Raw genomic sequence first — 26,064 nt, 5'->3', positions numbered from 1 at the left:
CCACTCCCGGCCAGAGGCAGTACTTCGGCAGTTCGCTGAAATCCGCTCGGGCGGCGTTGGGCCTTGACCCAATCGGGTGAGCGGCCGACAAGGCCGGCGAGGACGGGGCGGGTTTTCCCGGCACGCTCACGTAGGGCGCGGTGCCGGGTTCCGAAGGCGGCGTCGACGGGGTCGGTCATGGCGGCGGCTCCCCTGGTAGCGGTCGGGGTGAGGCGGCCGGCCGCTACCCCGGCCGCCGTCGTCGGCGGTAGCGCGCCGGGCTATCGCGGGGCGTTACACGTTTCAGCGATCGCGGAGATCCGGTAAGGGGGAGAAAGTACCCAGGGGGAGACAGCGTCCCCCTTGCGGTTCCAGCCGTCCCCGACAGTGGGGCTCATCAATGGGCGGCCTTGCCGGGTCGCTCCAGGACGAAGGAGGAAGCCATGAGCATTCTCGAACTGGCCCACGGCGGCGAGGGCGGCAGCGGCGGCAACACGGGCAGCGGTAGCCCGGCCGGCGGCAACTGACCGCCTCGAACCCCAGCAGCGAGCAACCCGGAGACCCCCTCTCCGGGCTGTTTCGCGTACTGGCTAGCTGCCACCGATCTTGAAACCCGGGTCGCCGTCACTGTCATCGAAGGTGTCGAGGTCTACGCCGTCATGTGTCAGCCTCGGTGGCAACGGCTCTGTCTGCCCTGACAGCACCCGATGGCCGAGGCGCTCCAGGCTGGACGGCTCTCGTGCGAACAGGCGGCGGACCGTCCGTTCCAAGGCTTCTTCGCTGTGTTCTTCGGGGGTCACGGGTTCCTCTCCGGGTCTCAGCCGGGCGCCGGGGATGGGGCCTGTTGGAGTGTCCCCGCCGTCGACCGTACGCACGCCTGGCCGCCGCGAGCATCCCTCGTCCGAGGGCTACACCTTTGTTCGCCCATCCTCGTTCGGCCACTGCGGCAGCGGTGATCAGCATTACGCGACCCCGAACACGAGGGCGGGGATGGGCGATCCGACCCGCGAGTACAACCCCATGACGGCCATCGTGGCGTCTCCGATCCGTCCGAGGGGCAGCTCGGCCATGAGACCGATTGCGCCGGCGATGTACGAGCCCCTTGGCCTGTGCAAGCACCAGCTCGACCACGTCGGTAGCCCCGTTCGACGGTCCATCGGTCGAGCGGGCCGTCGTTGAAGCCCTGCCGGATGCCGACGACGGCGCAGATGAACGTCAAGCGCGTCTGCGCCCTGTCGTATGGGCCGGCCATCCGGCTCCGGACGGTCCGCCGGATGAGCGCCGCGGTGATCGTCACGGTGAGGCCGATGGCGACCAGCACGATGACGAGGTCGCTTACCTGGTGAGGGTTCGCAGGTGGTGAGTGGCGGCGGTGAGGTCGGTGAAGGTGGCGGCCGGGAGCAGGTCGTCGCAGAACGGCAGGGCGGCGGCCATCCCGCCGACCCGTGGGGCGAAACCGGCGGCGCCCGCGCGGGGATTCAGCCACAGGATGCGGTACGCGCGCCGGCGCAACCGCGTCATCACGGCGGTCATCGCCTCGGGGGGATCGCTGTCCCAACCGTCGGAGGCGATGATGACCACGCCGCCGCGGACCGTGTTGCCGTGGTGGGAGGCGAGCAGGGCGGCGATGTTGGCGGCGATCCGGGTTCCGCCGAACCGGTCGTCGACGGCGTCGCTGGCCTGCTCGATCGCCTCTCGGGCGGAGGTGTGGCGCAACGGGACGGTGAGCCGGGTCAGCCGGGTCGCGAACGCGAACACCTCAGCGTCGGCGACCGTCGTGAACGCCCGCATGAGCTGCAGACAAGCGGCTGCCTGGGAGCGCATCGACTCGCTCACGTCGCACAGCATCACCACCCGCCGCGGGCGCGGGACCGGGCGCTCCCGGACCACCGTGATCGCCTCCCAGCCGGTGCGCCGGGCGCGGGCGATCGTCGGCCGTAACGCCACCCGGTGGCCGGCCGGGTCGGCGCGGTGACGGCGGCTGCGGCGCTGCGGCCACGATGTCAGGGCGGCGCGCAACGCCGTCCCGAGCGCTTCGGTCTGCGCCTGATCCAGTTCCTCGAACGGCCGGTCGGCGAGCGCGGCCAGATCGCTGGGGCGCAGGTCCGGCAGGTCGAGGCCCTCGCCGGGGAGGTCCGGATCGTCGGCGGCGACGGCCGGCGGCAGGGTCGCCCAGGGCAGGCCGCCACCGGCGGCGGCGCCCTCGTCTCCGGTTCCGGGGACGGCGACGTGCAGGCCGTCGTCACGGCGACGAGGGGGTACGGCCGACCGGCTCAACGGCAACGGCGGAGTGTCGTTGAAGACCGTGGCGAAGACGCGCTCGAACACCGCCAGGTCACCGTGGCGGCGGACCAGCGCGATCCGCGCCGTCCAGTAGAGCGCGGTCCGTGAGGTCGGCGGGCTCACCGCCAGCGCCCGTACCAGGTCGTCGGTCTCGGTGATCCCAGCCTGCAGGCCGGCGCGGCGTAACCGGGCCGTGAACGCCACGGCGAACGCGGCCCGGTCGGTGCCCCGCAACAGCAGCGGGGGCTGTTCAGCCCTGGCCAACGAACCAGGCGATCACGGCGGCGGCCACGACGGCCACCCCGACGGCCACCGGAACGACCCGCTTGTAGATCGACCCGCCGGCGACGTCCAGCAGATCGATCGGCGCGGGCTCCGCGCTCTCGATGGCTCGTTCCCCGCCGACCGAAGCAGAACCGCCGGCCGAAGCAGAACCGCCAGCCGGAGCAGAGCCGCCGGCCGAAGCAGAACCGCCAGCCGGAGCAGAGCCCTCGACCGAACCAGAGCCGCTGGCCGAAGCAGAACCCTCGACCGAACCAGAGCCGCCTGCCGGTGAAGCGGCCGGGGCAGCGCTGGAAGCAGAGCCGGCAGCGACGGCCGACAGGTTCGCGTCCGGCGTGCGGAGCGGGGCGACCGGCTCGGGCGTGCCCTCCGCCGTCTCGATACGTCCCGCCGCCGGCTCGACCTCACCCGCGGAGGGGTCGGGAACGACCGCCGCCGCCGGTTCGGCACCCACCTCGACGGTCTTCGCGGGAGCGGCCGCCCCGAGTGCCACCGCAGTGTCCGGCGCGGTCGCCACCGCCGCCGCCGAAGCCCCGTTGCCGGCGACGGAATCGGCTGTAGTGGAAGGAGCCGCCGGAGTCCCCGTGACGGCAGAAGCCTCAGCCGACCCGACGGCAGAAGCCTCAGCCGTGCCGGCGACAGAAGCCTCAGACGCGCCGGTGGCAGGACCCCCGGCCAGGTCGGCGGCGAGCCGGGCTTCGAGGTTGGCGACGAACTGGGCCAGCAGCTTCGACGACACCTCCTTGATCATGCCGCTGCCGAACTGGGCCAGCTTCCCGCTGATCTTCAGGTCGGTGTCGACGGTGACCTTGGTGCTGGTCTCGGTCACCGCCGTCAGGAAGGCGCTGACCGACGCCGACGCGTTCCCCGCCGACCGCGCGTCACGTCCCTTCGCGTCGATGACCGCTCGATATGCCGCCGCGTCCTTCTCGGTGAACCGCGCGGTCCCGGAGAAGTCGGAGATCACCGGCCCGACCTTGATCTTCACCTTGCCCTGGTAGACCTCGCCCTCCACCCCGGTGAGCTGGGCGCCCGGCAGGCACGGCGCGATACCTTCCAGATCGGTCAGCGCCTCCCACGCCCGGTCGATCGGGATCTGCACGGTGAACTCGTTACTGATCTTCATGGGGGCTCTCCTGAGGTGCGTCAGACAAGATCGAGAGACAGGTGCAGCGGTACGCCGTGAGCACCGTCACCGCGTCGGCGGCGGAGGCAGGGCGGCCGCGACGGCGACCCGGTCGTCGGGTGTCTTGGCGATCGCGCCGATGGTCCGCCAGACGTCCGCGGCGGCGAGTTCGGTGACGCCGAGAGCCGCCAGCGCCGACACCCAGTCGATGCTTTCCGCCAGTCCCGGCGCCTTGTCCAGGTCGAGTCCCCGCACTCGCCCGATGAACTCGGTGGCGTCCCGGATCAGCGGCGCGGTGGCGCCCGGGACCGCGCGGCGCACGATCGACGCCGCGCGGTCCGGGGCCGGGAATTCGATCCAGTGGTAGAGGCAGCGGCGGCGCAGCGCGTCGTGCAGGTCGCGGCTGCGGTTGGAGGTGAGCACCACGATCGGCGGCCGGGTGGCGGCGAAGGTGCCGAGTTCCGGAACGGTCACCGACGCCTCGCCGAGGAACTCGAACAGCAGCGCCTCGAACTCGTCGTCGGCCCGGTCGATCTCGTCGATGAGCAGCACCGGCGGGGTGGGCCCGGCGTGCCGGACGGCTTTCAGGATGGGCCGTTCCTGCAGGAAGTCGGTGGTGAACAGGTCGGCGTCGTCGACGGACACGCCGCGGGCCTCGGCGAGCCGGATGTGCAGCAGCTGCCGCTGGTAGTTCCATTCGTACAGGGCTTCGCCGGCGGTCAGGCCCTCGTAGCACTGCAATCGGATGAACGGCGTGTCCAGCGCCCGGGCCAGGGCTTTCGCGGCCGCGGTCTTGCCGACGCCGGGTTCGCCTTCCAGCAGCAGCGGCCTGCCGAGACGCAGCGCCAGGAAGACGGCCATGGCGAGCCCGTCGTCGGCCAGGTAGTCGGCGGCGTCGAGCCCTTCGATGACCTCGTCAGGATTGTTCATGCCTCAGCAGCCGCTCGTCGTCTTCTCGGGTGTGCACCATCGATCGGCAGCCGGCTCATGACCTGCCGCGGGTGTGCTTCTTCAGGCAGCCGGGGCAGCAGAACCAGTAGTCCTGCCCGTCGACCACCCCGTGATGGGTGTCCGGCCCGATGATCACGGTCATTCCGCAGACCGGGTCGATCGCGGTCGCCGCGGGGACGTCGGGGGTGGCCGGCCCGACGGGCAGAGTCGGACCGGCCACGAATGCGGGCCCGGCCTTCGCGAAGGCGGCGGCCTCGGCATGGGACGCAGCCTGGGAGGCGGGCGAGAGGGAGGCGGGGGCGAGGTCGCCGCGCCGGATCTCCCGGATGATCTCGGCGAGGACCGAGAGAGCGATTTCCTTGGGGGTACGGGCACCGATGTCGATTCCCGCGTGCGCCCTGACCCGGGCCCGTTCGTCCGCGGACACTCCCATCGCGTCGAGCAGGATCGCCGACCGGGTGTTGCTCGCCACCAGCGCGATCAGCCCGACTCCGGCGTCCAGGGCGTCGCGGACGGCGCGTTCCTCGTCGCGGCCCAGCCCGGCCACCACGACCGCGGTGACCCCGGCGTAGGACCCGCTCACCACCTCGAAGTCCAGGAACTCCGCCAGCGACACGACGGCCGTGCTGATCGGGCTGTTCCCGGCCACCGCGACGAGCGGTTTCGGCAGCACCGGCCGCAGGAAGATCTCGATGGCCCCACCGGAGTGGCAGGGGTTGACGACGACCCGCGCGCCGGGCGCCTCCGGGAACTCGGCCGCGTCCTCCGGCAGCACCCGCAGCAGCACGGTGTTGCCGTCGCGGAGCGTCTCCATGGCGGCGGCCCGCACCGACGTCTCCGCGCACACCCCGCCGACGAAACCCTCGATGGACCCGTCGGCCAGGATCACCGCGTCGTCGCCGGCCCGGGCCGAGGTGGGCTCCTGGGCACGGACCACGGTGGCGTGCACGAACGGGCGGCGGGCGACGGTCAGCTCGTGCGCGCGCTCGGCGATCGGCGTCATCACGTACCTCTCGAAGGTCTTGAGGGTGGGAACGAACCCGGGAGTCACCGCGGACGGTGACCCCCGGGGTGTCGCCTCAGATCGGCGGCGTGGCCTGGCCGCGCATGGCGTCCCAGACCCGGGACGGGGTGAGCGGCATGTCGGCGTGCCGGACACCGAACGGCTTGAGCGCGTCGACGACCGCGTTGACGATCGCCGGCGGCGAGCCGACGGTGGCGGACTCGCCGATGCCCTTGGCCCCGATCGGGTGGTGCGGCGACGGGGTGACCGTGTAGCCGGTCTCCCAGTCGGGCGTCTCCAGAGCGGTCGGGATCAGGTAGTCCATCAGCGAGGCGCCGAGGCAGTTTCCGTCGGAGTCGAAGGAGATCATCTCCATCAGCGCCATGCCGACGCCGTCGGCGAGACCGCCGTGCACCTGGCCCTCGATGATCATCGGGTTGATCCGGGTGCCGCAGTCGTCGACCGCGATGAAGCGGCGGACCTTCACCTCGGCGGTGCCCGGGTCGATGTCGACGACGCAGATGTACGCCCCGTGCGGGTACGTCAGGTTCGACGGGTTGTAGCAGATCTGCGCCTCGAGGCCGCCCTCGACGCCGTCCGGCAGGTCGCCCGCCCCGTGCGTCCGGAACGCGATGTCCTGGATCGTCACCGACCGGCCCGGGTCGCCCTTGACCTGGAACGCGCCCTTGACCCAGTCCAGGTCGGCGACCGACACCTCGAGCATCGCCGAGGCGATCAGCTTCGCCTTGTCCCGGACCTTGCGGGCCACCAGCGCGGCCGCCGCGCCGGAGACCGGGGTGGACCGGGAGCCGTACGTGCCGAGACCGAACGGGGTGTTGTCGGTGTCGCCGTGCAGCACGTCGATGTCGGCCGGCGGGATACCCAGCTCCTCGGCGATGATCTGCGCGAACGTGGTCTCGTGGCCCTGGCCCTGGGTCTTCACCGACAGCCGGACGACCGCTTTGCCGGTCGGGTGGATCCGCAGCTCACAGCCGTCGGCCATGCCCAGGCCGAGGATGTCCATGTTCTTGCGCGGGCCGGCGCCGACCGCCTCGGTGAAGAACGAGATGCCGATGCCCATCAGTTCGCCGCGGGCCCGTTTCTCGGCCTGCTCGCGGCGCAGCTCGTCGTACCCGGCCATCTCCATGGCCAGGCGCATGGTGGGCTCGTAGTCGCCGGAGTCGTACACCCAGCCGGTCTTGGTGGTGTACGGGAACTGCTCGGGCTGGATGAAGTTCTTCAGCCGCAGCTCGGCCGGGTCCATCTCCAGCTGGTAGGCGAGGGCGTCGACGATCCGCTCGACCAGGTAGACGGCCTCGGTGATGCGGAACGAGCAGGCGTACGCGACACCGCCCGGCGCCTTGTTGGTGTAGACCGCCGTCATCTTGCAGTGCGCGGCCTTGAGGTCGTAACTGCCGGTGAAGACGCCGAAGAAGCCGGCCGGGTACTTCACCGGGGCGGCCGTGCCGTTGAACGCGCCGTGGTCGGCCAGCACGTTCGTACGGATCGCCAGGATCTTGCCGTCGTTCGTGGCCGCGATCTCCGCGCGCATGATGTAGTCCCGCGCGAACCCGGTGCTGATCAGGTTCTCCGAGCGGTCCTCCATCCACTTCACCGGCTTGCCGGTGACGATGGAGCCGACGATGGAGTGCACGTAACCCGGGTAGATCGGCACCTTGTTGCCGAAGCCGCCGCCGATGTCCGGCGCGATCACCTGGATCTTGTGCTCCGGGATGCCGGCGACGATCGCATAGAGGGTGCGGTGCGCGTGCGGGGCCTGGGTGGTCGACCAGAGCCGCAGCTTGCCCTCGACCGGGTCGAAGTCGGCGACCGAGCCGCACGTCTCCATCGGCGCCGGGTGCACGCGCGGGTAGACGATGTCCTCCTGCACGATCACGTCCGCCTCGGCGAAGACCCGGGCGGTCTCCTCCTCGTCGCCGGTCTCCCAGTCGAAGACGTGGTTGTTCGTCTTGCCCTCGAGGTCGGTACGGATGATCGGGGCGTCCGGTTCGAGCGCCTTGCGGACGTCGATGACCGGGTCGAGCACGTCGTACTCGACGTCGATCAGTTCGAGGGCGTCGCGGGCCTGGTACCGGTCCTCGGCGACGACGAACGCCACCTCCTGGCCCTGGAAGCGCACCTTGTCGGTGGCCAGCACGGCCTGCACGTCGTTGGAGAGGGTCGGCATCCAGGCCAGGCCGAGGCCCTTCAGCGTCTCGCCGGTGACGACCGCCTTCACCCCGGGCGACGCCTCGGCCGCACTGGTGTCGATGCTGACGATGGTCGCGTGCGCGAACGGCGACCGAAGAATCGCCAGGTGCAGCATGCCGGGCAGTTGCACGTCGTCGACGAACCGGCCCCGGCCGCGCAGCAGACGGGCGTCCTCCTTGCGCAGCATCCGGCCGAACCCGACCGGCTTCTGGTCGTTGTCCTCGAACTCCGTCAGCTTGGAGTCCTGAAGGTCCGTCATGCCTGCGCCACCTCCTCCTTCGCGTTGCGGGCCTCGGCCTCGTGCACCGCGGTCCAGCGGACCGAGCGGACGATCGAGGAGTAACCGGTGCACCGGCAGATCTGGCCGCTGATGGCCTCGCGGATCTCGCCCTCGGTCGGGTCGGGGTTCTTGTCCAGCAGGGCGCGGCAGGTCATCAGCATGCCCGGCGTGCAGAACCCGCACTGCAGGCCGTGGCACTGCCGGAAGCCCTCCTGGATCGGGTCCAGCTCGGCGCCGTTCGCCAGACCCTCGACGGTACGGACCTCGTGCCCGCCCGCCATCGCCGCGAGCACCGTGCAACTCTTGACCGGCTCCCCGTCCAGCCACACCACGCACACGCCGCAGTTGCTGGTGTCGCAGCCCCAGTGGGTGCCGGTCAGGCCGAGCACGTCGCGCAGGAAGTGCACGAGCAGCATGCGACCCTCGATCTCACGGGTGTACTCGGTCCCGTTGACGGTCATCGTGACCTGCATGCCTCAGCTCCTCGCCCGTTCCACAGCCTTGCGCAGGGTGCGCCGGGTCAGCTCGTCCGCCAGGTGGCGCTTGTAGTCCGCGCTGCCGCGGGTGTCGGTCACCGGGTCGCAGCTGCGTGCCGCGATCGCCCCGGCCACCTGGAACAACTCCTCGCTGGGCTCGTGCCCGCGCAGCGCCGCCGAGATCTCCGGAATGCCGGTGGTGTTCGGGCCGACCGCGGCCAGGCCCACCCGGGCGTCCACGATCCGTCCCCGGTCCAGCCAGACCGCGGCGCCCGCCGACACCACGGCCCAGTCGCCGGCCCGGCGCTCGACCTTGGCGTACGCGCTCCCGGCCCGCTCCAGCTTCCGCGGGATCCGGATCTCGGTGAGGATCTCGCTGTCCCCGACCGCCGTCTCGTACGGCCCGACGTGGAACTCCTCCATCGTCACCACCCGCTCCGCGCCGCCCGGGCCCCGGATGACGCAGCTGGCGTCCAGGGTCGTGCAGACCGCCGACAGGTCCTCCGACGGGTCCGCCTGGCACAGCGAGCCGCCGAGCGTGCCCCGGTTGCGCACGATCGGATCGGCGATCACCTTCTCCGCGTCCCGGAAGATCGGGAACACCTCGGCCAGCACGTCCGACTCCAGCAGCTCACGGTGCCGCGTCATGGCGCCGATCCGCACCTCGCCGTCGCTGAGCCTGATGTAGCCGAGCTCGCCGTGCAGATCGTTGATGTCGATGAGATATTCGAAATCGGCGAGCCGGAGCTTCATCATCGGCAGCAGGCTGTGGCCGCCGGCCACCAGCCTCGCCGAACCGCCCAGCCGTTCCAGCAGACCAATGGCTTGATCCACGCTTGTGGCACGTTCGTATTCGAACGGAGCCGGCACCTGCACCCTGCACCTCCCGCGAAGTCGCGCAGACCCTCGCGTGCCGGGCGTCCAATGTCAACAACAACCTAAGGGAACTCTTAACCGACCGTTGACTTCCCCGCCGACGATCACGGAAGGTGCTCGGATGCGCGAGATCGTGGACGGCCTGCTGGCCTGGCGTGCCGCCGGCACCTCCTTCGCCGTGGCCACGGTCGTGCACACCTGGCGTTCGGCCCCGCGCCGGCCGGGCGCCGCGATGGCCGTCAGCGAGCACGGCGACGTCCTCGGCAGCGTCTCCGGCGGTTGCGTCGAGGGTGCCGTCTACGCGGCCGCCCAGGAGGTCATCACCACCGGAAAGGCGCAGACCCACACGTACGGGGTGAGCGACGGTGACGCCCTCTCCGTCGGCCTGACCTGCGGCGGAACCATCGAGATCATGATCCAGCCGGACGTCGCCCTGCACGCCCTCGACGACGTCCTCGCCGCGATCGCCGCCGGCCGCCCCGTCGCCACGGTGTCGCTGCCCGACGCCCAGCTGGTGGTCTGGCCCGACCGGACCGAAGGAACCCTGACCCCCCGGCCCCCCACCGATTCCCCGGCCTCCGCCGCCCCCGGCCCCGAAACCCCGGGCGACGTCGACTCCCCCAGCGATCTCCCGGGCGGTCGTCTCGATGGCGCGGAGCTGGATCGGATCGCCGGCGAGCAGGCGCGCGGACTCCTCGCACACGGCCGCAGCGCCATCGTCACCGCCTGCGAGCGGGAGGTGTTCGTCCAGTCCTGGGCCGCCCCCGCCCGCATGATCGTCTTCGGCGCGATCGACTTCGCGTCCGCCGTCGCCCGGATCGGCAAGTTCCTCGGCTACCAGGTCACCGTCTGCGACGCCCGCGGCGTCTTCGCCACCCCGGCCCGCTTCCCCGACGCCGACGAGGTCGTCGTCGCATGGCCCCACCGCTACCTGGAGTCGACAGCGGTGGACGAACGCACCGTCCTGTGCGTGCTCACCCACGACCCCAAGTTCGACATCCCGTTGCTGAAGGTCGCCCTGCACACCCCGGCCCGCTACATCGGCGCCATGGGCAGCCGGCGCACGTGCGAGGACCGCCTGCGCCGCCTCCGCGAGGAGGGCGTCTCCGAGACCGCCCTGTCCCGCCTGCGCGCCCCGATCGGCCTGGACCTCGGCGCCCGTACCCCCGAAGAGACCGCCGTCGCCATCGCCGCCGAGATCGTCGCCCTCTCCTGGGGCGGTTCCGGCGCCCCGCTGACCGGCCTGACCGCCCCCATCCACGACCCCACCCCCTGACACCGCTACGGCGGTCGCCCACTTCCGGTCCGCCGGACTTCTCTCACACCAGGCTCCGGTACGGCCCACGCAGCGTCCCGTGCCTCGCGGCGGCCACGGCAGGCGTTCCCTCCCGACCGTCCCCCGCGGGCGGGTCATGCATGCCCGTCCCGGGTATCCCCGGCTGGTTGTGGTTGCTGTCTCAGCGCAGCTGAGACAGCAACCACAACCAGCCGGGCAAAAACCGCAACCGACCCGCTCCACCGCCGGGATCCGCCGTAGTACCAGCCCGCGGCTCCTGTGCACCGCCTCATCGACGGCTGCCACCTGGACCGACTCGCTGGAGACCGGCGCCTGCGCCGTCTAGCCGGCAACCGCACCCGCAGCGGCTTCTGGGAACCACTTGATCGCCCACCGCGCGGGCGAACTCCGGCAGGTCGCCGATGCGGCACCCCGGAACGCCCTCACCGCCCGCATGAATGCCGCTTGACGGCACACCGGAGCGGTAGCCCTCCCGCGTGGGGAGCCGTAAGGTCGAGCCTGACAAGCGTCAGGTTGAGCCTGACGAATTCATGCCGGGAGGCCGTCGTGACCGATCTACAGATCAACTGTTCGTTCTGCGCCAAGCCGGGTTCAGCCGTGGAGAAGATCATCGCCGGGCCCGGCGTCTACATCTGCAACGAGTGCGTCCAGCTGTGCAACGACGTCCTGGAGATCGAGCGGCAGAAACCGGACGGGCCGGGCACGCCCCTTCCTGTCTGGGAGGAGTCGATGACCGAGGACCAGCTGCTGGAGCTGCTCCCCCGCGTCGCCGCCGTCGGCGCGCAGATCGAGGCGAGCCTGCAGCGCCTGATCACCGTCCTCCGCGGCCGCAAGGTGACCTGGACCCGCATCGGTACCGCTCTCGGAATCACCCGGCAGTCCGCCTGGGAGCGCTTCTCCGGCGAGGAGTGACCCGGGATCCGGCAGTGACCGGCGATGAGGCAGCGACCCGGGATAAGCAGTGGCCGAGGTCAGGCCGGGGCCTCGGCCTCGCTGGGTGAGCCGTGCGCCTCCGCAACCGTTCTCCACCAGGTGATGACCCGGTCGACGACCGGCTCGGGTCGACGGGCCCAGCCGATGTGGTCGTTGCTGGCGCCGGGCGGCACGTCGGTATGCCGGTAGTGCCAGGTGGTGACGCTCTCCGGGGCGAAGAGCCCGGCGGCGAAGCGTTCCACGGCGGTTTCCGGGGCGAGCCGGTCGCCCTCCAGGGCCACCACCAGGGACGGGCTGCGGACCGGTTCGGCGGCCGGGAACGGGGTACGGCCGGTCAGCGCCATCCGGGCCCACTCGCGCATCTGGGTCCGTGCGCCGGGGCCGCCGAACGCCGGTTTGGGCAGGAACCCGAACAGCCCGGTCAGCACCGGAACGATCACTCCGGCCTGGATCATGATCGGCAGGCCGGCGAGCGGGTAGTGCCGGTGGTACGGCAGGCATCCGCCCACGGTGACCAGGCCGTCCGCTGCCGGATGGTTGATCTGGTGCGCCACCGACAGCTGGGCGCCGAGGCTGTGGCCGAGCAGGATGACGGGCCGGGCCGGTGTCTCGGCCCGGGCGTCGGCGACGGCTCGGGCGATGACGTCGATCTCGTCGGCGTACGTCCAGTCCACCTGCCGGGACGCCGGCGCGTCGGCCGGCTCGAACCCGCGCCGGGGTAGTGGCCGCGCGGTCCAGCCGCGCGCCTGGAACGCCTCGACCAGCAGCCGGTAGAACCGGGAGCCGATGCCCATGGCGGGCGCCACGAGGACGATCGGGGCGTGCTGCGTCATGTCGGTCCTCGTCGCGAGCTGTGGCCGGCCACTTGTTACCAGCGGGTACCAGCACTCTTCGGTGAACCCGAACCGGACGACAAGGGGTTATGGCAGACATCACGCCGTCGCTGCCCCGGCCGGAGCGTGACGGGTCGGTCAGCCGCGTTTCATCAGGCGGCCGACGGCGGCCATCAGTTCGCCGGCCATCTCGTCGGCGCGGCCCTCCTTGGCGCCTTCGTGCATGCAGTGGCGGGCGTGGCCGTCCATCAGGCCGAGTGCGACCTTGTCGAGGGCGGCCTGGATGGCGGAGATCTGGGTGAGGATGTCGATGCAGTAGCGGTCCTCGTCGACCATCCGCTCGATGCCGCGGACCTGGCCCTCGATGCGGCGCAGTCGCGACTGCAGGTTGTCCTTGGAGGCCGTGTAACCGCGGGTCGGGGCAGGATTGGTCATGCCGCCGATAGTACAACCCCCCGGGGGTATGGCGCGTCAGGTTGCCATACCCCTACCGGGTATGTGTATGGTGGAGGGACACCGGACGAGAGGACATCCGCCATGGAGACCACCACCTACCCCGTCACCGGCATGACCTGCGGCCACTGCGTCACCTCGGTGACCGCCGAGGTGTCCCGCATCCCCGGCGTCACCGACGTCGCCGTCGATCTGGCCGGCGGCACGGTCACCGTCAGCGCGGACCGGGCGATCGACCGCGAGACCGTCCGAGCCGCGGTCGACGAGGCCGGTTACGAGCTGGGCGGCGCCTCATGAGGACGGCGACGAGGCTTTCCGCGTACGGCGCCGGGCTCGTCCTGGTCTTCGGCGCGGCGCTGGGCGCGGGCCGCGTGATCGGCCCGGACCAGGCGCCCGCGCCGGCGCCGGCCCACACCGAGGGGCATGCCGACCCGGCCGGGAGCGGCGAGACCGCCGGGCACGGCGACGGGGAGCATCTGCCCGGTGGGCTGCAGGTGGCGCAGGACGGCTACCGGCTCGTCCCGCTGACCACGCGGCTGTCCGTCGGCTCGGCGCGGCCGTTCGCATTCCAGGTGCTGGGGCCGGACGGGAAGCCGGTCACCGGCTACACCGAGAACCATGACCGGGATCTGCACCTGATCGTCGCCCGGCGGGATCTCTCCGGCTATCAACATCTGCACCCGGTGCTGGGCGCGGACGGCACCTGGTCGGTCCCGCTCGCCGTGAATACCCCCGGGCAGTATCGGGTGCTCGCCGATTTCCAGGCCACGGCCATGCCGGAGGCGATCACGCTGGGCGTGGACGTCCCGGCGCCCGGCGACTATCAGCCGGCGCCGCTGCCGGCGCCGGCGCGGACCGCCGAGGTGGACGGTTACACGGTCACGCTGACCGGGGACCTGCGGGCCGGCGCCGCCGCCGATCTGACGCTGGCGGTGAGCCGGGACGGGAAGCCGGTCACCGATCTGGAGTCCTACCTGGGCGCGCTGGGCCACCTGGTGGTGCTGCGCGACGGCGACCTGGCCTACCTGCACGTCCATCCGACGAGCGAGGACGCCCTGGCTTTCCAGGCCGAGGTGCCGTCGGAGGGGGTCTACCGTCTCTATCTGGACTTCCAGCACGGTGGGAAGGTGCGCACCGCCGAGTTCACCGCCGCCACAGCCGCAGCCACCGCTGCCACCGCTGCATCCGCCGGCGCCCCGAGCCCGGCCGGGGACGAGAGCCCCGGGCACGGGTCCGACGACCACACGCACGACTGAGGGGAAGCCATGAGCGTGCCGACCGCTGCCACGCTGATCGAACTGGAGATCAGCGGGATGACGTGCGCGTCCTGCGCGTCCCGGATCGAGAAGAAGCTGAATCGGATGGACGGTGTCAGCGCCACGGTCAACTACGCGACCGAGAAGGCGACGGCCACCGTGGACCCGGGTGTCACCGCCGCGGATCTGATCGCCACGGTCGAGAAGACCGGCTACACCGCGAAGATCCCGGACCGGGAGCAAGAACGTGCGGCGGTACGGGATCCGCTGCGCGACCGGCTGATCACGGCGATCGTGCTGAGCGTGCCGGTGATCGTGCTGGCGATGGTGCCGGCCTGGCAGTTCACCTACTGGCAGTGGCTGTCGCTGACGCTTGCCGCGCCGGTCGTGGTGTACGGCGGCTGGCCGTTCCACCGGGCGGCGGCCGTCAACCTGCGGCACGGCGCGGCGACCATGGACACGCTGGTGTCGCTGGGGACCCTGGCGGCGTTCGGCTGGTCGTTGTGGGCGCTGTTCCTCGGCACCGCCGGGGAGCCGGGGATGACGCACCCGTTCAGCCTGGACATCGGCCGCACCGACGGGGCCGGCGCGATCTATCTGGAGGCGGCCGCCGGGGTGACCATGTTCCTCCTGGCCGGGCGCTATTTCGAGCACCGGTCGAAGCGGCGGGCCGGTGACGCGTTGCGGGCGCTGTTGGAGCTGGGCGCGAAGGAGGTCGCGGTGCTGCGCGACGGCCGGGAGGTACGCGTACCGGTCGATCAGCTCGCCCCCGGCGCCCGGTTCGTGGTCCGTCCCGGCGAGAAGATCGCCACCGACGGCGTCGTCGAGGAGGGCTCGTCGGCGGTGGACCGATCGATGCTGACCGGGGAGAGCGTGCCGGTCGAGGTCGGTCCCGGCGGTGCGGTGACCGGCGGGACGGTGAACGCGGGCGGCCGCCTGGTGGTGCGGGCCACCCGGGTCGGCGCGGACACGCAGCTCGCGCAGATGGCCCGGCTGGTCGAGCAGGCACAGGCGGGCAAGGCGGAGGTGCAGCGGCTCGCCGACCGGATCTCCGGGGTGTTCGTGCCGATCGTGATCGCCCTGGCCGTGGCCACGCTGGGCTGGTGGTTCGGCACGGGCGCGGGCGGGACGGCGGCGTTCACGGCTGCCGTGGCCGTGCTGATCATCGCCTGCCCGTGTGCCCTCGGCCTGGCCACGCCGACCGCGCTGCTGGTCGGCACCGGCCGGGGCGCCCAGCTCGGCATCCTGATCAAGGGGCCGGAGGCGCTGGAGTCGACCCGCCGGGTGGACACCGTCGTGCTGGACAAGACCGGCACGGTGACCAGCGGGAACATGAAGCTGGTCGCGGTCCTCCCGGAGGGCGGCGAGGAGCTGCTGCTCCGGCTCACCGGTTCGCTGGAGGCGGCGTCGGAGCACCCGATCGCCCAGGCGATCGCCGCCGAGGTGGGCGACCCTCTTCCGGTCAGCGGTTTCACCGGTCTGGAGGGCCTGGGGGTACGGGGAACCGTAGCCGGCCACGACGTCCTGGCCGGCCGGATCGCCCTGCTGGAGCGGGAGGGTTTCACGGTCTCCGACGAGATCCGCGGGTTCGCCGCCGAGCAGGAGGCGGCCGGCCGGACCGCGATCGTCGCCGGCTGGGACGGCACGGCCCGTGGTGTCCTGGCGGTCGCCGACACGGTCAAGCCGACGAGCGCCGACGCGGTCGCCGGACTGCGCCGGCTGGGACTGACCCCGGTGCTGCTGACCGGCGACAACGAGACCGTGGCCCGGGCGGTGGCCGCCGAGGTCGGCATCGACCGGGTGATCGCCGGGGTGCTGCCGGCGGACAAGGTGGCCGAGGTGCGGCGGCTGCAGCGGGACGGCCGGGTGGTGGCGATGGTCGGTGACGGGGTGAACGACGCGGCCGCCCTGGCGCAGGCCGATCTGGGACTGGCGATGGGCACCGGCGCCGACGTGGCGATCGAGGCGTCGGATCTGACCCTGGTGCGCGGTGACCTGACCGCCGCGGTGGACGCGATCCGGCTGTCCCGCCGTACGCTGCGCATCATCAAGGGCAACCTGTTCTGGGCGTTCGCCTACAACGTGGCGGCGCTGCCGCTGGCGGCGGCCGGCCTGCTCAACCCGATGATCGCCGGGGCCGCGATGGCGTTCTCGTCGGTGTTCGTGGTCGCCAACAGCCTGCGCCTGCGCCGTTTCCAACCGGCCTGAACCCGGGTCGGCAGTCGAGCATATGGCAGCCGGATACCCGGGGCAGGGACGGTGTTCACGTCCTGTTCGGACCGGCATCGGATCGTCTCGGGACGTGGCTGACAAAGCGATTCTCGCGTCCGCGGCCGCCGCGCTCCTTCTGGTTCCGGCGGCCCCGGCCCACGCGACTGCACCCGCGACCGCACCCCTCAAGAACGCGGTGTGCTCTCCCGAGGCGTCCCTGCTGGGCTTCTCCGACGCGCTCGACAAGACGACGTTCGCCGGCACGCCGGTGGCCGGATTGTCGGCGCTGGCGGTGACCGGGCGGGACCGCGGCCTGGCGCTGGTGGACAACATCGGCACGACCCCGGCCAGGGTCTACACGGTGAACCTGGCGAAACCGAAGATCACCGGCGTCACCGTGTTGACCCGGGCGGACGGTTCCCCGTACACCGGAAGTGATTTCGATGGTGAAGGTCTGATCGTGGAGGCCGGGGGCCGGACGATCCTGGCGAGCTCGGAGAGGGAGCCGTCGATCCGGCGGTTCCGGCTCTCCGACGGACGGGAGATCGGCGCGCTGCCGGTGCCGTCCCGGTTCCAGGTCGCGCCGGCCGGCGAGGCCGCGACCAACCAGACGTTCGAGGCGCTGACGGCGACACCCGATCACCGGGTGATCTACGCGGGCATGGAGGGCGCGCTGTCCACCGACGGCGCCGGCAACAACCGGATCCTTCGCTACGAGCGCGGGAGCACCGCCCAGCACGCGTATCGCACGGACGCCGGGCTCGGCCTGGTGGAGCTGGTGGCGCTCGGCGGGGACCAGCTGATCGCGGTGGAGCGGGGCTTCACCGCGGGCACCGGCAACACGGTGCGGATCTACCAGGTGTCGGCGACCGGCGCCGGCGACGTCACCGGTGTCGCGTCCCTGTCCACGGTCACCGACCCGCGGGTCTGGCTGGGCAAGACCCTGATCGCCGACATCGCGAACTGCCCGGCGTCGGGCGCCACCGCGAAGCAGCCGCAGCCGAACCCGCTGCTGGACAACATCGAGGGCGCGGCGCTCGGCGGGACGCTGCCCGGTGGCCGCCGGGTGCTGCACCTGATCTCCGACGACAACGGCAGCGCCACCCAGATCACCCGGCTCTACACCCTCGCGGTCACGATCCGGCCGGAGGTGACGCTGAGGAGCCGGGCGATCCTGCCGGCGACCGCGTACCAGCCGGGGCCGGTCTCCGGAACCCAGCTGTCGACGGCGCCGGTCAACGGCATCACCGCGCCGTTCCCCGGCCAGCCGATCCCCGGGTTCTCGGCGGTGATCCCGCTGACCTCCGGCGGGTCCCGGCTGCTGGCCATGCCGGACAACGGGTTCGGGGCGAAGAACAACTCGGCGGACTTCCTGCTGCGGGCGTACGACATCACCCCGGACTACCGCCGCCACCAGGTGCGGGTCAACGGGTTCATCAGCTTCCGGGACCCGGACCGCAAGGTGCCGTTCGCGATCGTCAACGAGAACACCCGGGAGCGGCTGCTCACCGGGGCCGACTTCGACATCGAGTCGCTGGCCCGGGACGCGCGCGGGAACCTGTGGATCGGTGAGGAGTTCGGGCCGTACCTGATCAAGACCGACCGGACCGGCAAGGTGCTGCAGGCGCCGATCCCGCTGCCGGACGGCGGGAAGTCGCCGCAGTCGCCCGACCTGGCCGCCGGCGAGACCGCGACCGTGCCCGGCAGCCGCGGCTTCGAGGCGATGGCCGTCAGCCGCGACGGTAAGACCCTCTACCCGATCCTCGAAGGCGCCCGCACCGACGACGCGAACCAGCGGCGCCGGATCGTCTACGAGTTCTCGGTGACCGCCAACCGGTACACCGGCCGCACCTGGACGTTCCTCGCCGACGACGCGTCGCTGCTGGTCGGCGACGCGGCCATGCTGGACGGCAACCGGCTGCTGCTGATCGAGCGCGACAACGGCATGGGACCGACCTCGCTGGTCAAGCGTCTCGTGGTGGCCGACCTGGACGAGGCCGTGAACGGGACGCTGCCCCGGCGCACCGTCGCCGACCTGATGCGGATCGCCGACCGGTCCGGCGTGTCCACCCCGGCCCGCCCCGGCGAGTACGGCGTCGGCGAGCTGTTCTCCTTCCCGCTGCAGTCGGTCGAGTCCGTGCTGCCGCTCGGCGGGAACCGGGTCCTGGTCGCCAACGACAACAACTTCCCGGGCAACGACGGCCGCATCCCGGGCCGCGCCGACGACACCGAGCTGATCGTCCTCGACGTGCCCGGCCTGCGCTGACCGAAACCGTCGGAGGCGGCCCCTACCCTGGCGGCGAGTTCGTACCGTTCGATCTCTCGACGCCTCGTGGACCGCCGTGACAGACAACTCACCCCTCGTGATCCTCCTCGATCACGGCCAGGCCGGGCCGGGCACCGTTTCCGCGGTGCCCGGCCCGGCCGCCGACGGTGACCGGGTGGCCGCCGGGCGTGGCGAGAGACGCTGACCGGGCCGGCGACGGCCGCGGGCCGCGACGACCAGGCCCGCGGCCTCGGCGCCTGGCTCCGCCGGGTCAGTCCGGAAGAGCCGTGACGGTGCCGGCCGCGACCGTGCGGTTGCCCTCGCGGACCGCGAAGCCGAGACCCACCTCCAGGGCGACCGGCCGGCCCAGGGTCACCGTCACCGTGTCCAGGGTGTCGCCGGGCATGACCAGGTCACGGTCGCCGAGGTCGAAACCGCCGGACACGTCGGTGGTGTGAAAGTAGAACTGCGGGCGATAGTCGGCGGCGAACGGCGTGTGCCGGCCGCCCTCGGCGCTCGTCAGGGCGTACATCCGCGCCGTGAAGACCCGGTGGGGCCGCACGCTGGACGGCGCCGCCAGGACCTGGCCCCGCTGCACCTGCTCGCGCTTGACCCCGCGGAGCAGGACGGCGGCGTTGTCACCGGCCTGCGCCGACTCCAGGACCTTGCCGAACGTCTCCAGGCCGGTGGCGACGCTCGTGACCGTCGGGCCGAGGCCCACGATCTCGACCGGCTCGCCGGCGCGCAACTCGCCCCGCTCCACCTTGCCGGTGACGACGGTGCCGCGGCCGGAGATGGACAGCACGTTCTCGATCGGCATCAGGAACGGCACGCCCAGCTCCCGCGGCGGGATCGGCACGTACGCGTCGACGGCGTCCAGCAGCTCGATGATCGAGTCCACCCAGCGCGGGTCGCCGTCGAGGGCCCGGAGCGCGCTGACCCGTACCACCGGCACGTCGTCGCCGGGGAAACCGTAAGCGGACAGCAGCTCACGGACCTCCAGCTCGACCAGGTCGAGCAGCTCCGGGTCGTCGGCCATGTCGCTCTTGTTCAGGGCGACCACCAGGTGCGGGACGCCGACCCGCTGGGCGAGCAGCACGTGCTCGCGGGTCTGCGGCATCGACCCGTCCTGCGCCGACACCACGAGGATCGCGCCGTCCACCTGCGCCGCCCCGGTGATCATGTTCTTCACGTAGTCGGCGTGGCCGGGCATGTCGACGTGGGCGTAGTGGCGGTGGGCGGTCTCGTACTCGACGTGGGCGATGGTGATGGTGATGCCGCGCTCGGTCTCCTCCGGCGCCCGGTCGATCCCCTCGAACGCGACGTACCGGTTGGTTGCCGGGTCGCGGTCGGCGAGAACCTTGGTGATCGCGGCGGTCAGGGTCGTCTTGCCGTGGTCGACGTGACCCATCGTGCCGATGTTGAGGTGCGGCTTCGTACGAAGGAACCGGCTCTTGGCCATGGTTTGTCAGTCCTCACTGGATGCGAGGCGGGATGGTGGAACACGGACCCGTCGCCAGGCGGGGCGTGTCAGAACCCGGGCATGGGACAGCCACCCTTCCCCGGGGTTCTGCTGCCGGTGGGGAAGGGTCAGACTCGGGTATCAGCGCCGGGAAGCACGCACGCGGGAGCCACCGTGGGCGGCAGCTGCGAACCGGGCGTGAACATGACCAGCACGGTAGTTCCCGCGGGCCGGGTACGCGACCGAATATCCGCCTCCGGCTCCGGGTGCGGTCAGACGAGCGGGCGAACCGCTTCGACGATCCGGCCGGCCGGCAGCTGATCGAGCCAGTTGGGACGGACGTCGGTGAAGCGCACCGTGCCGGAACGGTCGGCGACGACCACCGTGGCGAACGGGAGCACCGAGCGCCCGGTGGCCAGCGGCTTGTCCGCGCCGGGGCTGGAGAAGCCGATGCGCAGCGCGTCGATCAGCACGTGCCGCGGGTCCGAGGTGACGAGCATCCGCAGGTCGTCGCGGTGCTTGACGGCGGCGAGCCGGCGCGGGGCCTGCGGGCTGACGGCGACCAGGTGGGCGCCGAGGCCGGTCAGGGCCGGCTCGAGGTCCGCCGAATAGGCCCGCAGCAGCGACTCGCACCACGGCGACCCGGCGTAGCGGACGAAGACGAGCACGAGCGGGCCGGTGTCGAGCAGCCGGTCGAGGTGGACCGGGCCGAGGTCGACCTCGTAGAGCGGCACCAGCGGAAGCCGGTCGCCGGTGGCGACCATCCGCTTCCAGATCGCGTTGCGGTCCAGCAGCTGCCGGAAGGCCGCATCGTCGACACGGCGCAGGTCCTGCCCGGCTGTCTCCAGCACGGTCGTCATGGTGTCTCCAGTCGTCGGGGTCCGGCCAGCATACCCCATCTTACTGGTAGGATATAGATGCGCCGGACCCCCTACCTCCCCCTCTCCAGCGGCCGGCTCGCGTCCCAGTGCTCGACGATCAGGCCGTCCTCGAACCGCCAGATGTCGATGACCACCTCCGCCGGCGCGCCCGCCGGGATCAGGTCATAGTGCGCGACGACGAACTCCGCGTCGGCGATGACGTGCCGGATGTCCAGCCGCGCCCCGGCGATCGGCGAGGCGACGATGAACTCGATCCAGGGGTCCCGGCCCGCCGGGGCCCCCGGGCTGTGCGACACGAAATCCTCCCGGATGATCTCGCGAAGCACCTCGACGTCGCCGGCCGCGAAGCGGCCGAAGGCGTCGAGGAACCGTCTCTTGTTCTCTTCCGCGACATCGATGTCAGTCATGAAGCCACGTTCGCATCGGCACGGTTGCCTGTCGAGACGCCTAGCATCGATCGATGCGGTTCGGGCCGGAATCGCGGAGAATCTGCCCGGACGGCCGGGCGCGGTGCGCCCGGACGGTCAATAAACGGTCCCGGACCCCCACCGGCAGGCGTTTGCATCGCGTTATCTCTGCGCTCTCCGACGGACGACAATTACGTTTCTCATCGAGCGCCCCCTTCCGCGAACGCGGCTGCCCGGACGGCGCAATTCCGTGCACTTTCCCAGCACTTTCCAGGAGGCACACGATGCTGAGCGCGTTCACCGCCGGAACCATGATGCTGTCGTCCCTCGGCGCGCCGGCCGCAGGCTGGCAGGTGGCCGAGCCACCACCGGAGCACATGGTCATCGACGTGGTGTCGGCCAACGGCTCCGGCTGCCCGGACGGCACCGCGGAGGTCAGCGTGTCGCCCGACAACAAGGCGTTCACCGTCGCCTACAGCGAATTCGTGGCACAGGTCGGACCGGAGGCGAAATCCACCGACTTCCGCAAACAGTGTCAACTCTCCCTGAACGTGCAGGTGCCGGAGGGATACACCTATGCGGTCGCCGGCACCGACTACCGCGGATACGCCCGCCTGGAAGAAGGGGCGACGGCGACCGAGACAGCGTTCTACTACTTCCAGGGCGAGTCGCACACCACCCGCAGCCGGCACGAGTTCCAGGGATTCATGGACAAGGACTGGCAGATCAGCGACAAGGTGGAGATCCAGTCGATGTCGTTCCTGCCGTGCGGCGAGAAACGCTATCTGAACGTCAACACGGAACTGCGGGTGATGCGTGGCTGGTCGCCCCCGCAGACCACCAGTTTCATCACCATGGACTCCTCCGACGGCAACCTGGAGACGATCTACCGGCTGTCCTGGATGAAGTGCCCGGAGGACTAGGCCCGGTCAGCGGGGCCGGACCAGCCCGGCGTTGAAGGCGGCGATCACCAGCTGGGCGCGGTCCCGGGCGGACAGCTTGGCCAGCAGGTGGGTGATGTGCGTCTTCACCGTCTTCACCGAGACGCTCAGGGCCTCGGCGATCTCATCGTTGGCGAGACCGTTCCCGATCAGGGCGAGGACCTCCACCTCGCGGGGGGTGAGCCGCCGCAGTTCCCCGGCCGGGCGCTCCGGCCGGGGCGCCGCCACGTAGTGCGCGATCAGCCGGGTCAGGATCGACGGCGCGAACAGCGACTCGCCCCGGCCGGTCCGGCGCACCGCCTCCACCAGGTCCTCCGGCGGCGCGTCCTTGAGCAGGAACCCGGACGCTCCCGCCTGCAGCGCCTCGTACACGTACTCGTCCAGCTCGAACATGCTGAGCACCAGCACCCGGGTGCCGCGCAGAACCGGATCGGCACAGATCCGCCGGGTCGCCTCCAGCCCGTCCAGACGCGGCATCCGCACGTCCATCAGCACCACGTCGGGCCGGGTCGCCCGGGCCAGCAGCATGCCCTCCGCCCCGTCCCCCGCCTGACCGACGACCTCCAGATCCGGTTCGTGCCCGATGACCATCGCCAGGCTCTGCCGCAGCAGCGGCTGATCGTCGACGAGCAGGACCCGCCATCCGGCGGTCATCGCGGTGGCCCGTCCGGGATGCGGGCCGTCAGCCGGAAGCCGCCCTCCACCGGGCCGGCCGTCAGCGTGCCGCCCAGGCTGCCGATCCGCTCCCGCAGCCCGGCCAGCCCGTGCCCGGCGCCGGGGGTGGGCCGCCAGCCGTCGGCGGGGCCGCTGTCGGCCACGTTCACCACCACGTGGCACCCGTCCCGGTGCACCCGCACCAGCGCCCGCACCGGACCGGCGTGCCGGGCCGTGTTGGCGAGCCCCTCCCGGACCGTGCGGCAGACCGCCAGCTGCACACCCGACGACACCTCGCCGGGCAGGGCCGCCTGCAGCTGTGCCCGCACCCCGGTCCGCTCCGCGGCCCGGACGATCTCCGGCAGCGACGCCAGGTCCTCGGCCGGCGTGCGCGGCCCGTCCGCCGACGGCCGGCGCAGCACGGTCAGCATCCGGCGCAGCTCGCCGGTCGCGGTGCGGCCGGCCTCCTCGATGTCGCCGAGCGCCGCCCGGATCTCCGCCGACTGCGGCAGGTGCCGGGTGGCCGCCGCGCGCACGGTGATCAGCCCCAGCCCGTGCGACACCAGATCGTGCAGGTCACCGGCGATCCGCAGCCGCTCGCCGAGCACCGCCTCGGTCGCCGCCCACTCGGTGAGCTGCCGTTCGTAGACCGCCCGGTCGGTCCGCCACCGCCACACCGCCCAGGACGCCGTCCCGGCCGCGCCCGCGGCGAACACCAGCGGAACGATCCGGGCGGCCGGGCCCTCGGCGCCGGCCGTGCACAGCAGCAGGAGCAGGAGCACGGCGAACACCGCGACGACCGGAGCCGCCCGATTGCGCCACGCCGGGCGCGGGGAACCGAACACGCGCACCACGGTATCCCTCGGACCCAGGTCTGAGACGGCGCCGCGGAGATCGGTTCCAGGTCCGATGTGCCCGGTCGCGGCCGCCGGTTCACTGGGGACATGATTGTGATCGACGGCGTCACCCGGATCCGGGGCAAGGCCCGGATCCTGCACGAGGTGGGATTCACCGCCCGGCCCGGCCGGGTGACCGGCTTCCTCGGCCCGAACGGGGCGGGCAAGACCTCCACCCTGCGCGTGCTGCTGGGCCTGGACCGTCCGCAGGCCGGCACCGCCCTGATCGACGGCCGGCCCTACGCCGCGTGGGATCGCCCGCTGACCGTGGCCGGCGCCCTGCTCGACGGCAGCGGGGCGCACCGTTCCCGGTCGGCGCGGGCGCATCTGCGGTGGGTCGCGGCGAGCAACGGGCTGGCCCGGTCCCGGGTCGACGAGGTCCTCGAGATCGTCGGGCTGACCGCCGAGGCGGGCAAGCGGGCCGGGAGGTTCTCGCTGGGCATGAGCCGCCGGCTGGGCCTGGCCACGGCGCTGCTCGGCGACCCGCGGGTGCTGATCCTGGACGAACCGGTGAACGGTCTGGACCCGGCCGGGATCCGGTGGATGCGCACGTTCCTGCGGGACAGCGCGGCGGGCGGCCGGACCGTGCTGCTCTCCAGTCACCTGATGGGCGAGCTGGCCGAGACCGCCGACGACGTGGTGATCATCGACAAGGGCCGGGTGGTGGCGGCCGGCACGGTGGCCGAGGTGACCGCCGGGCACGCGACGCTCGAGGACGCGTTCCTGGCCCGGACCGCCACCGAGGGGGTCACATGGTGACTCTCCTCCACGCTGAGCTGCGAAAACTCCTCGGGCTGCGGACCGCCTGGATCGGTCTGGCGATGGGCCTGGTGGCGCCGCCGGCCCTGGTGCTGCTGAACGCGGGCCCCAACCGGGCGGCGATCGCCGACGGCTCCTACGGCGACGTGAGCGATCTGGCGTTCCACAGCCTCATGATCGCGGTGCTGGGCGTGATGACGCTCGGCGTGGTGACGGTCAGCAGTGAGTACACGCCCACCGGCGAGGAGGGCGGCAGGCAGATCACCACCACGCTGGCGGCGATGCCCCGCCGGCGCCCGCTGCTGGTCGCCAAGGGGGCCGCGCTGGCGCTGGTGGCGGCGGTGCAGGGGGCGGTCACCACGGCCACGACCCTGGTCCTGGTCACCGTGAAGTACGGGGACGCCATCCCCACGCCGGAGCCGGCCCGGGCCGTCGGGGCGGTGTTCTACCTGGTGCTGACCGCCCTCCTGGCGTACGCGATCACCCTGATCTTCCGCAACGGCGTCGTCACGCTGACCCTGCTGATCGTGAACAGCGGTGTCGTCTCGCTGTCCTACCTGCTGACGAAGGTGACGCCGGTGGCCGCCTACCTGCCGGACATCGTGGGGCCGTACATGTTCCTGCGATCGATAGGCGCCGGCGACATCCAGATCCCGCCGGTCCGGGCCGGTCTCGTGATGACCGCCTGGGTGGCCGCCCTCCTGGTCCTGGCGGCCTGGCGGTTCGACCGGAGGGAGGCGTGACCGGCACTGCGCTGCGGCCGCTGCGGGAGGAACCGCGACGGGGGTGGCCGAACGCGGTGCACGGTGAGGTTCTCAAACTGGTCACGCTGCCGGCGCTGTGGATCACGGTGGGGCTGACCTGGGCGGTGACGCTGCTGGTGCGCGTCGTCGGGCCGGCCGGGTCGGCGATGGCGTTCGGGCAGATGGGGGTTCTGGTGCTGGGCGCGCTGGCGGCCACGCACGAGCATCAGGGCGGTGGCCAGTTCCGCACCACGCTGCTGGCGGTGCCGCGGCGGCCGGTGCTGGCGGTGGCACGGGCGGTCGCGCTGGCGGTGACGGCCGCCCCGGTCGCGCTGGTGGTGGCGGGCACGGCCGGGGAGCCGGGCGGCGCCGGGTTCCTGGTGCTCGACGCGCTGCTGGCGGCGGGGGTGGGCACGATCGTGCGGTATCCGGTGGGGACGGTGGCGGTGCTGCTCACGGCGTACTGGATGGTCCTGCCGATGGTCCGGGGGCGCTTCGCGGATCTCGCGCCGTGGCTTCCGGAGCACGACGCGGCGGCTCCGGCCTGGACCGCGGTGATCCTCCTGGCGGCGGCCGTGGTGCTGGTCCGCCGGGAGGCGTGAGAC

General features: G+C 71.8%; 25 protein-coding genes and 1 pseudogene. 10 read left to right on the top strand and 16 right to left on the bottom strand.

The window, feature by feature from the left end; genetic code table 11:
• Window positions 1–59: 59 nt before the first annotated feature.
• The 9 genes and pseudogenes from Aut01nite_RS43450 to Aut01nite_RS14545 form a co-directional block, all read right to left on the bottom strand.
• Window positions 60–179: pseudogene (locus tag Aut01nite_RS43450) on the bottom strand (helix-turn-helix domain-containing protein); the annotation flags it as partial.
• A gap of 390 nt (window positions 180–569) precedes the next feature.
• Complete coding sequence (locus tag Aut01nite_RS14580; protein WP_152628540.1) at window positions 570–779, bottom strand: hypothetical protein; 210 nt, start codon at window positions 777–779, stop codon at window positions 570–572.
• A 535-nt stretch (window positions 780–1,314) separates the two neighbouring features.
• Window positions 1,315–2,526, bottom strand: a complete 1,212-nt coding sequence (locus Aut01nite_RS14575; RefSeq protein WP_152628539.1) for a vWA domain-containing protein — start codon at window positions 2,524–2,526, stop codon at window positions 1,315–1,317.
• The gene (locus tag Aut01nite_RS14570; protein ID WP_043523434.1) at window positions 2,513–3,670 is read right to left on the bottom strand and encodes an SRPBCC family protein; all 1,158 of its coding nucleotides are present in this window, start codon (window positions 3,668–3,670) and stop codon (window positions 2,513–2,515) included. Before Aut01nite_RS14570 ends, Aut01nite_RS14575 begins: the two co-directional genes overlap by 14 nt.
• Window positions 3,671–3,736: 66 nt before the next feature.
• Window positions 3,737–4,600: an AAA family ATPase gene (locus Aut01nite_RS14565; protein WP_043523433.1), complete on the bottom strand. Its 864-nt coding sequence runs from the start codon at window positions 4,598–4,600 to the stop codon at window positions 3,737–3,739.
• Window positions 4,601–4,655: 55 nt separating this feature from the next.
• The gene (locus Aut01nite_RS14560) at window positions 4,656–5,672 is read right to left on the bottom strand and encodes an XdhC family protein (protein WP_236642574.1); all 1,017 of its coding nucleotides are present in this window, start codon (window positions 5,670–5,672) and stop codon (window positions 4,656–4,658) included.
• Window positions 5,673–5,700: 28 nt separating this feature from the next.
• Window positions 5,701–8,094 (bottom strand): aerobic carbon-monoxide dehydrogenase large subunit, encoded by a 2,394-nt coding sequence (locus tag Aut01nite_RS14555; protein WP_043523432.1) that lies wholly within the window; start codon window positions 8,092–8,094, stop codon window positions 5,701–5,703.
• Window positions 8,091–8,588: a (2Fe-2S)-binding protein gene (locus Aut01nite_RS14550; protein WP_043523431.1), complete on the bottom strand. Its 498-nt coding sequence runs from the start codon at window positions 8,586–8,588 to the stop codon at window positions 8,091–8,093. Before Aut01nite_RS14550 ends, Aut01nite_RS14555 begins: the two co-directional genes overlap by 4 nt.
• Before the next feature lie 3 nt (window positions 8,589–8,591).
• Window positions 8,592–9,461: an FAD binding domain-containing protein gene (locus tag Aut01nite_RS14545; RefSeq protein WP_268871688.1), complete on the bottom strand. Its 870-nt coding sequence runs from the start codon at window positions 9,459–9,461 to the stop codon at window positions 8,592–8,594.
• Window positions 9,462–9,588: 127 nt separating this feature from the next.
• On the opposite strand from Aut01nite_RS14545, the gene Aut01nite_RS14540 reads away from it, so the two are divergent.
• The gene (locus Aut01nite_RS14540) at window positions 9,589–10,743 is read left to right on the top strand and encodes an XdhC family protein (RefSeq protein ID WP_204037533.1); all 1,155 of its coding nucleotides are present in this window, start codon (window positions 9,589–9,591) and stop codon (window positions 10,741–10,743) included.
• Between the two features lie 567 nt (window positions 10,744–11,310).
• Window positions 11,311–11,676 (top strand): ClpX C4-type zinc finger protein, encoded by a 366-nt coding sequence (locus Aut01nite_RS44805; RefSeq protein ID WP_043523429.1) that lies wholly within the window; start codon window positions 11,311–11,313, stop codon window positions 11,674–11,676.
• A 59-nt stretch (window positions 11,677–11,735) separates the two neighbouring features.
• On the opposite strand, the gene Aut01nite_RS14530 is transcribed toward Aut01nite_RS44805, so the two are convergent.
• Together Aut01nite_RS14530 and Aut01nite_RS14525 are read right to left on the bottom strand one after the other, a co-directional pair.
• Window positions 11,736–12,530 (bottom strand): alpha/beta fold hydrolase, encoded by a 795-nt coding sequence (locus Aut01nite_RS14530; RefSeq protein WP_043523428.1) that lies wholly within the window; start codon window positions 12,528–12,530, stop codon window positions 11,736–11,738.
• A 138-nt stretch (window positions 12,531–12,668) separates the two neighbouring features.
• Window positions 12,669–12,965, bottom strand: a complete 297-nt coding sequence (locus Aut01nite_RS14525; RefSeq protein WP_043523427.1) for a metal-sensitive transcriptional regulator — start codon at window positions 12,963–12,965, stop codon at window positions 12,669–12,671.
• Window positions 12,966–13,067: 102 nt separating this feature from the next.
• Between Aut01nite_RS14525 and Aut01nite_RS14520 the strand changes: the two genes are divergently transcribed.
• From Aut01nite_RS14520 to Aut01nite_RS14505, 4 genes are all read left to right on the top strand, one after another.
• Window positions 13,068–13,280, top strand: coding sequence for a heavy-metal-associated domain-containing protein (locus tag Aut01nite_RS14520; protein WP_043523426.1), 213 nt, complete (start codon window positions 13,068–13,070; stop codon window positions 13,278–13,280).
• The gene (locus Aut01nite_RS14515) at window positions 13,277–14,239 is read left to right on the top strand and encodes a DUF8832 domain-containing protein (RefSeq protein WP_043523425.1); all 963 of its coding nucleotides are present in this window, start codon (window positions 13,277–13,279) and stop codon (window positions 14,237–14,239) included. Before Aut01nite_RS14520 ends, Aut01nite_RS14515 begins: the two co-directional genes overlap by 4 nt.
• Before the next feature lie 9 nt (window positions 14,240–14,248).
• Window positions 14,249–16,447, top strand: a complete 2,199-nt coding sequence (locus Aut01nite_RS14510) for a heavy metal translocating P-type ATPase (protein WP_043523424.1) — start codon at window positions 14,249–14,251, stop codon at window positions 16,445–16,447.
• Between the two features lie 94 nt (window positions 16,448–16,541).
• Window positions 16,542–18,716 (top strand): esterase-like activity of phytase family protein, encoded by a 2,175-nt coding sequence (locus Aut01nite_RS14505; protein WP_043523423.1) that lies wholly within the window; start codon window positions 16,542–16,544, stop codon window positions 18,714–18,716.
• Window positions 18,717–18,987: 271 nt separating this feature from the next.
• Here Aut01nite_RS14505 and tuf read toward each other — a convergent pair whose 3' ends face one another.
• The 3 genes from tuf to Aut01nite_RS14490 form a co-directional block, all read right to left on the bottom strand.
• Window positions 18,988–20,178 carry an elongation factor Tu gene (gene tuf, locus Aut01nite_RS14500; RefSeq protein ID WP_043523422.1) on the bottom strand — a complete coding sequence of 397 codons (1,191 nt, stop codon included), beginning with the start codon at window positions 20,176–20,178 and terminating at the stop codon, window positions 18,988–18,990.
• A 272-nt stretch (window positions 20,179–20,450) separates the two neighbouring features.
• Complete coding sequence (locus Aut01nite_RS14495) at window positions 20,451–21,038, bottom strand: redoxin domain-containing protein (RefSeq protein ID WP_043523421.1); 588 nt, start codon at window positions 21,036–21,038, stop codon at window positions 20,451–20,453.
• A 71-nt stretch (window positions 21,039–21,109) separates the two neighbouring features.
• Complete coding sequence (locus tag Aut01nite_RS14490) at window positions 21,110–21,466, bottom strand: nuclear transport factor 2 family protein (protein ID WP_052163347.1); 357 nt, start codon at window positions 21,464–21,466, stop codon at window positions 21,110–21,112.
• A gap of 284 nt (window positions 21,467–21,750) precedes the next feature.
• On the opposite strand from Aut01nite_RS14490, the gene Aut01nite_RS14485 reads away from it, so the two are divergent.
• Window positions 21,751–22,389 (top strand): DUF4360 domain-containing protein, encoded by a 639-nt coding sequence (locus Aut01nite_RS14485; protein WP_043523420.1) that lies wholly within the window; start codon window positions 21,751–21,753, stop codon window positions 22,387–22,389.
• Between the two features lie 6 nt (window positions 22,390–22,395).
• Here the strand turns inward: Aut01nite_RS14485 and Aut01nite_RS14480 are convergent, their stop codons facing one another.
• Both Aut01nite_RS14480 and Aut01nite_RS14475 read right to left on the bottom strand, forming a co-directional pair.
• Complete coding sequence (locus tag Aut01nite_RS14480; protein WP_043523419.1) at window positions 22,396–23,061, bottom strand: response regulator; 666 nt, start codon at window positions 23,059–23,061, stop codon at window positions 22,396–22,398.
• Entirely contained in the window at window positions 23,058–23,906 is an 849-nt protein-coding gene (locus Aut01nite_RS14475) for a sensor histidine kinase (protein ID WP_043523537.1), read from the bottom strand. Before Aut01nite_RS14475 ends, Aut01nite_RS14480 begins: the two co-directional genes overlap by 4 nt.
• A gap of 99 nt (window positions 23,907–24,005) precedes the next feature.
• On the opposite strand from Aut01nite_RS14475, the gene Aut01nite_RS14470 reads away from it, so the two are divergent.
• Genes Aut01nite_RS14470 through Aut01nite_RS14460 form a run of 3 tightly spaced genes read left to right on the top strand, consistent with a single transcriptional unit; the run spans window position 24,006 to window position 26,061 of the window.
• Window positions 24,006–24,716: an ABC transporter ATP-binding protein gene (locus Aut01nite_RS14470; protein WP_043523418.1), complete on the top strand. Its 711-nt coding sequence runs from the start codon at window positions 24,006–24,008 to the stop codon at window positions 24,714–24,716.
• Complete coding sequence (locus Aut01nite_RS14465) at window positions 24,710–25,459, top strand: ABC transporter permease (protein WP_043523417.1); 750 nt, start codon at window positions 24,710–24,712, stop codon at window positions 25,457–25,459. Before Aut01nite_RS14470 ends, Aut01nite_RS14465 begins: the two co-directional genes overlap by 7 nt.
• Entirely contained in the window at window positions 25,456–26,061 is a 606-nt protein-coding gene (locus Aut01nite_RS14460) for a hypothetical protein (protein ID WP_052163346.1), read from the top strand. The genes Aut01nite_RS14465 and Aut01nite_RS14460 overlap by 4 nt, the downstream gene beginning before the upstream one ends.
• The last annotated feature ends 3 nt before the right edge of the window (window positions 26,062–26,064 follow it).

It is taken from the genome of Actinoplanes utahensis (genome assembly GCF_016862455.1).
Classification (GTDB): Bacteria; Actinomycetota; Actinomycetes; order Mycobacteriales; family Micromonosporaceae; genus Actinoplanes; species Actinoplanes utahensis.
This window is presented reverse-complemented; position numbering and strand designations above follow the sequence as displayed.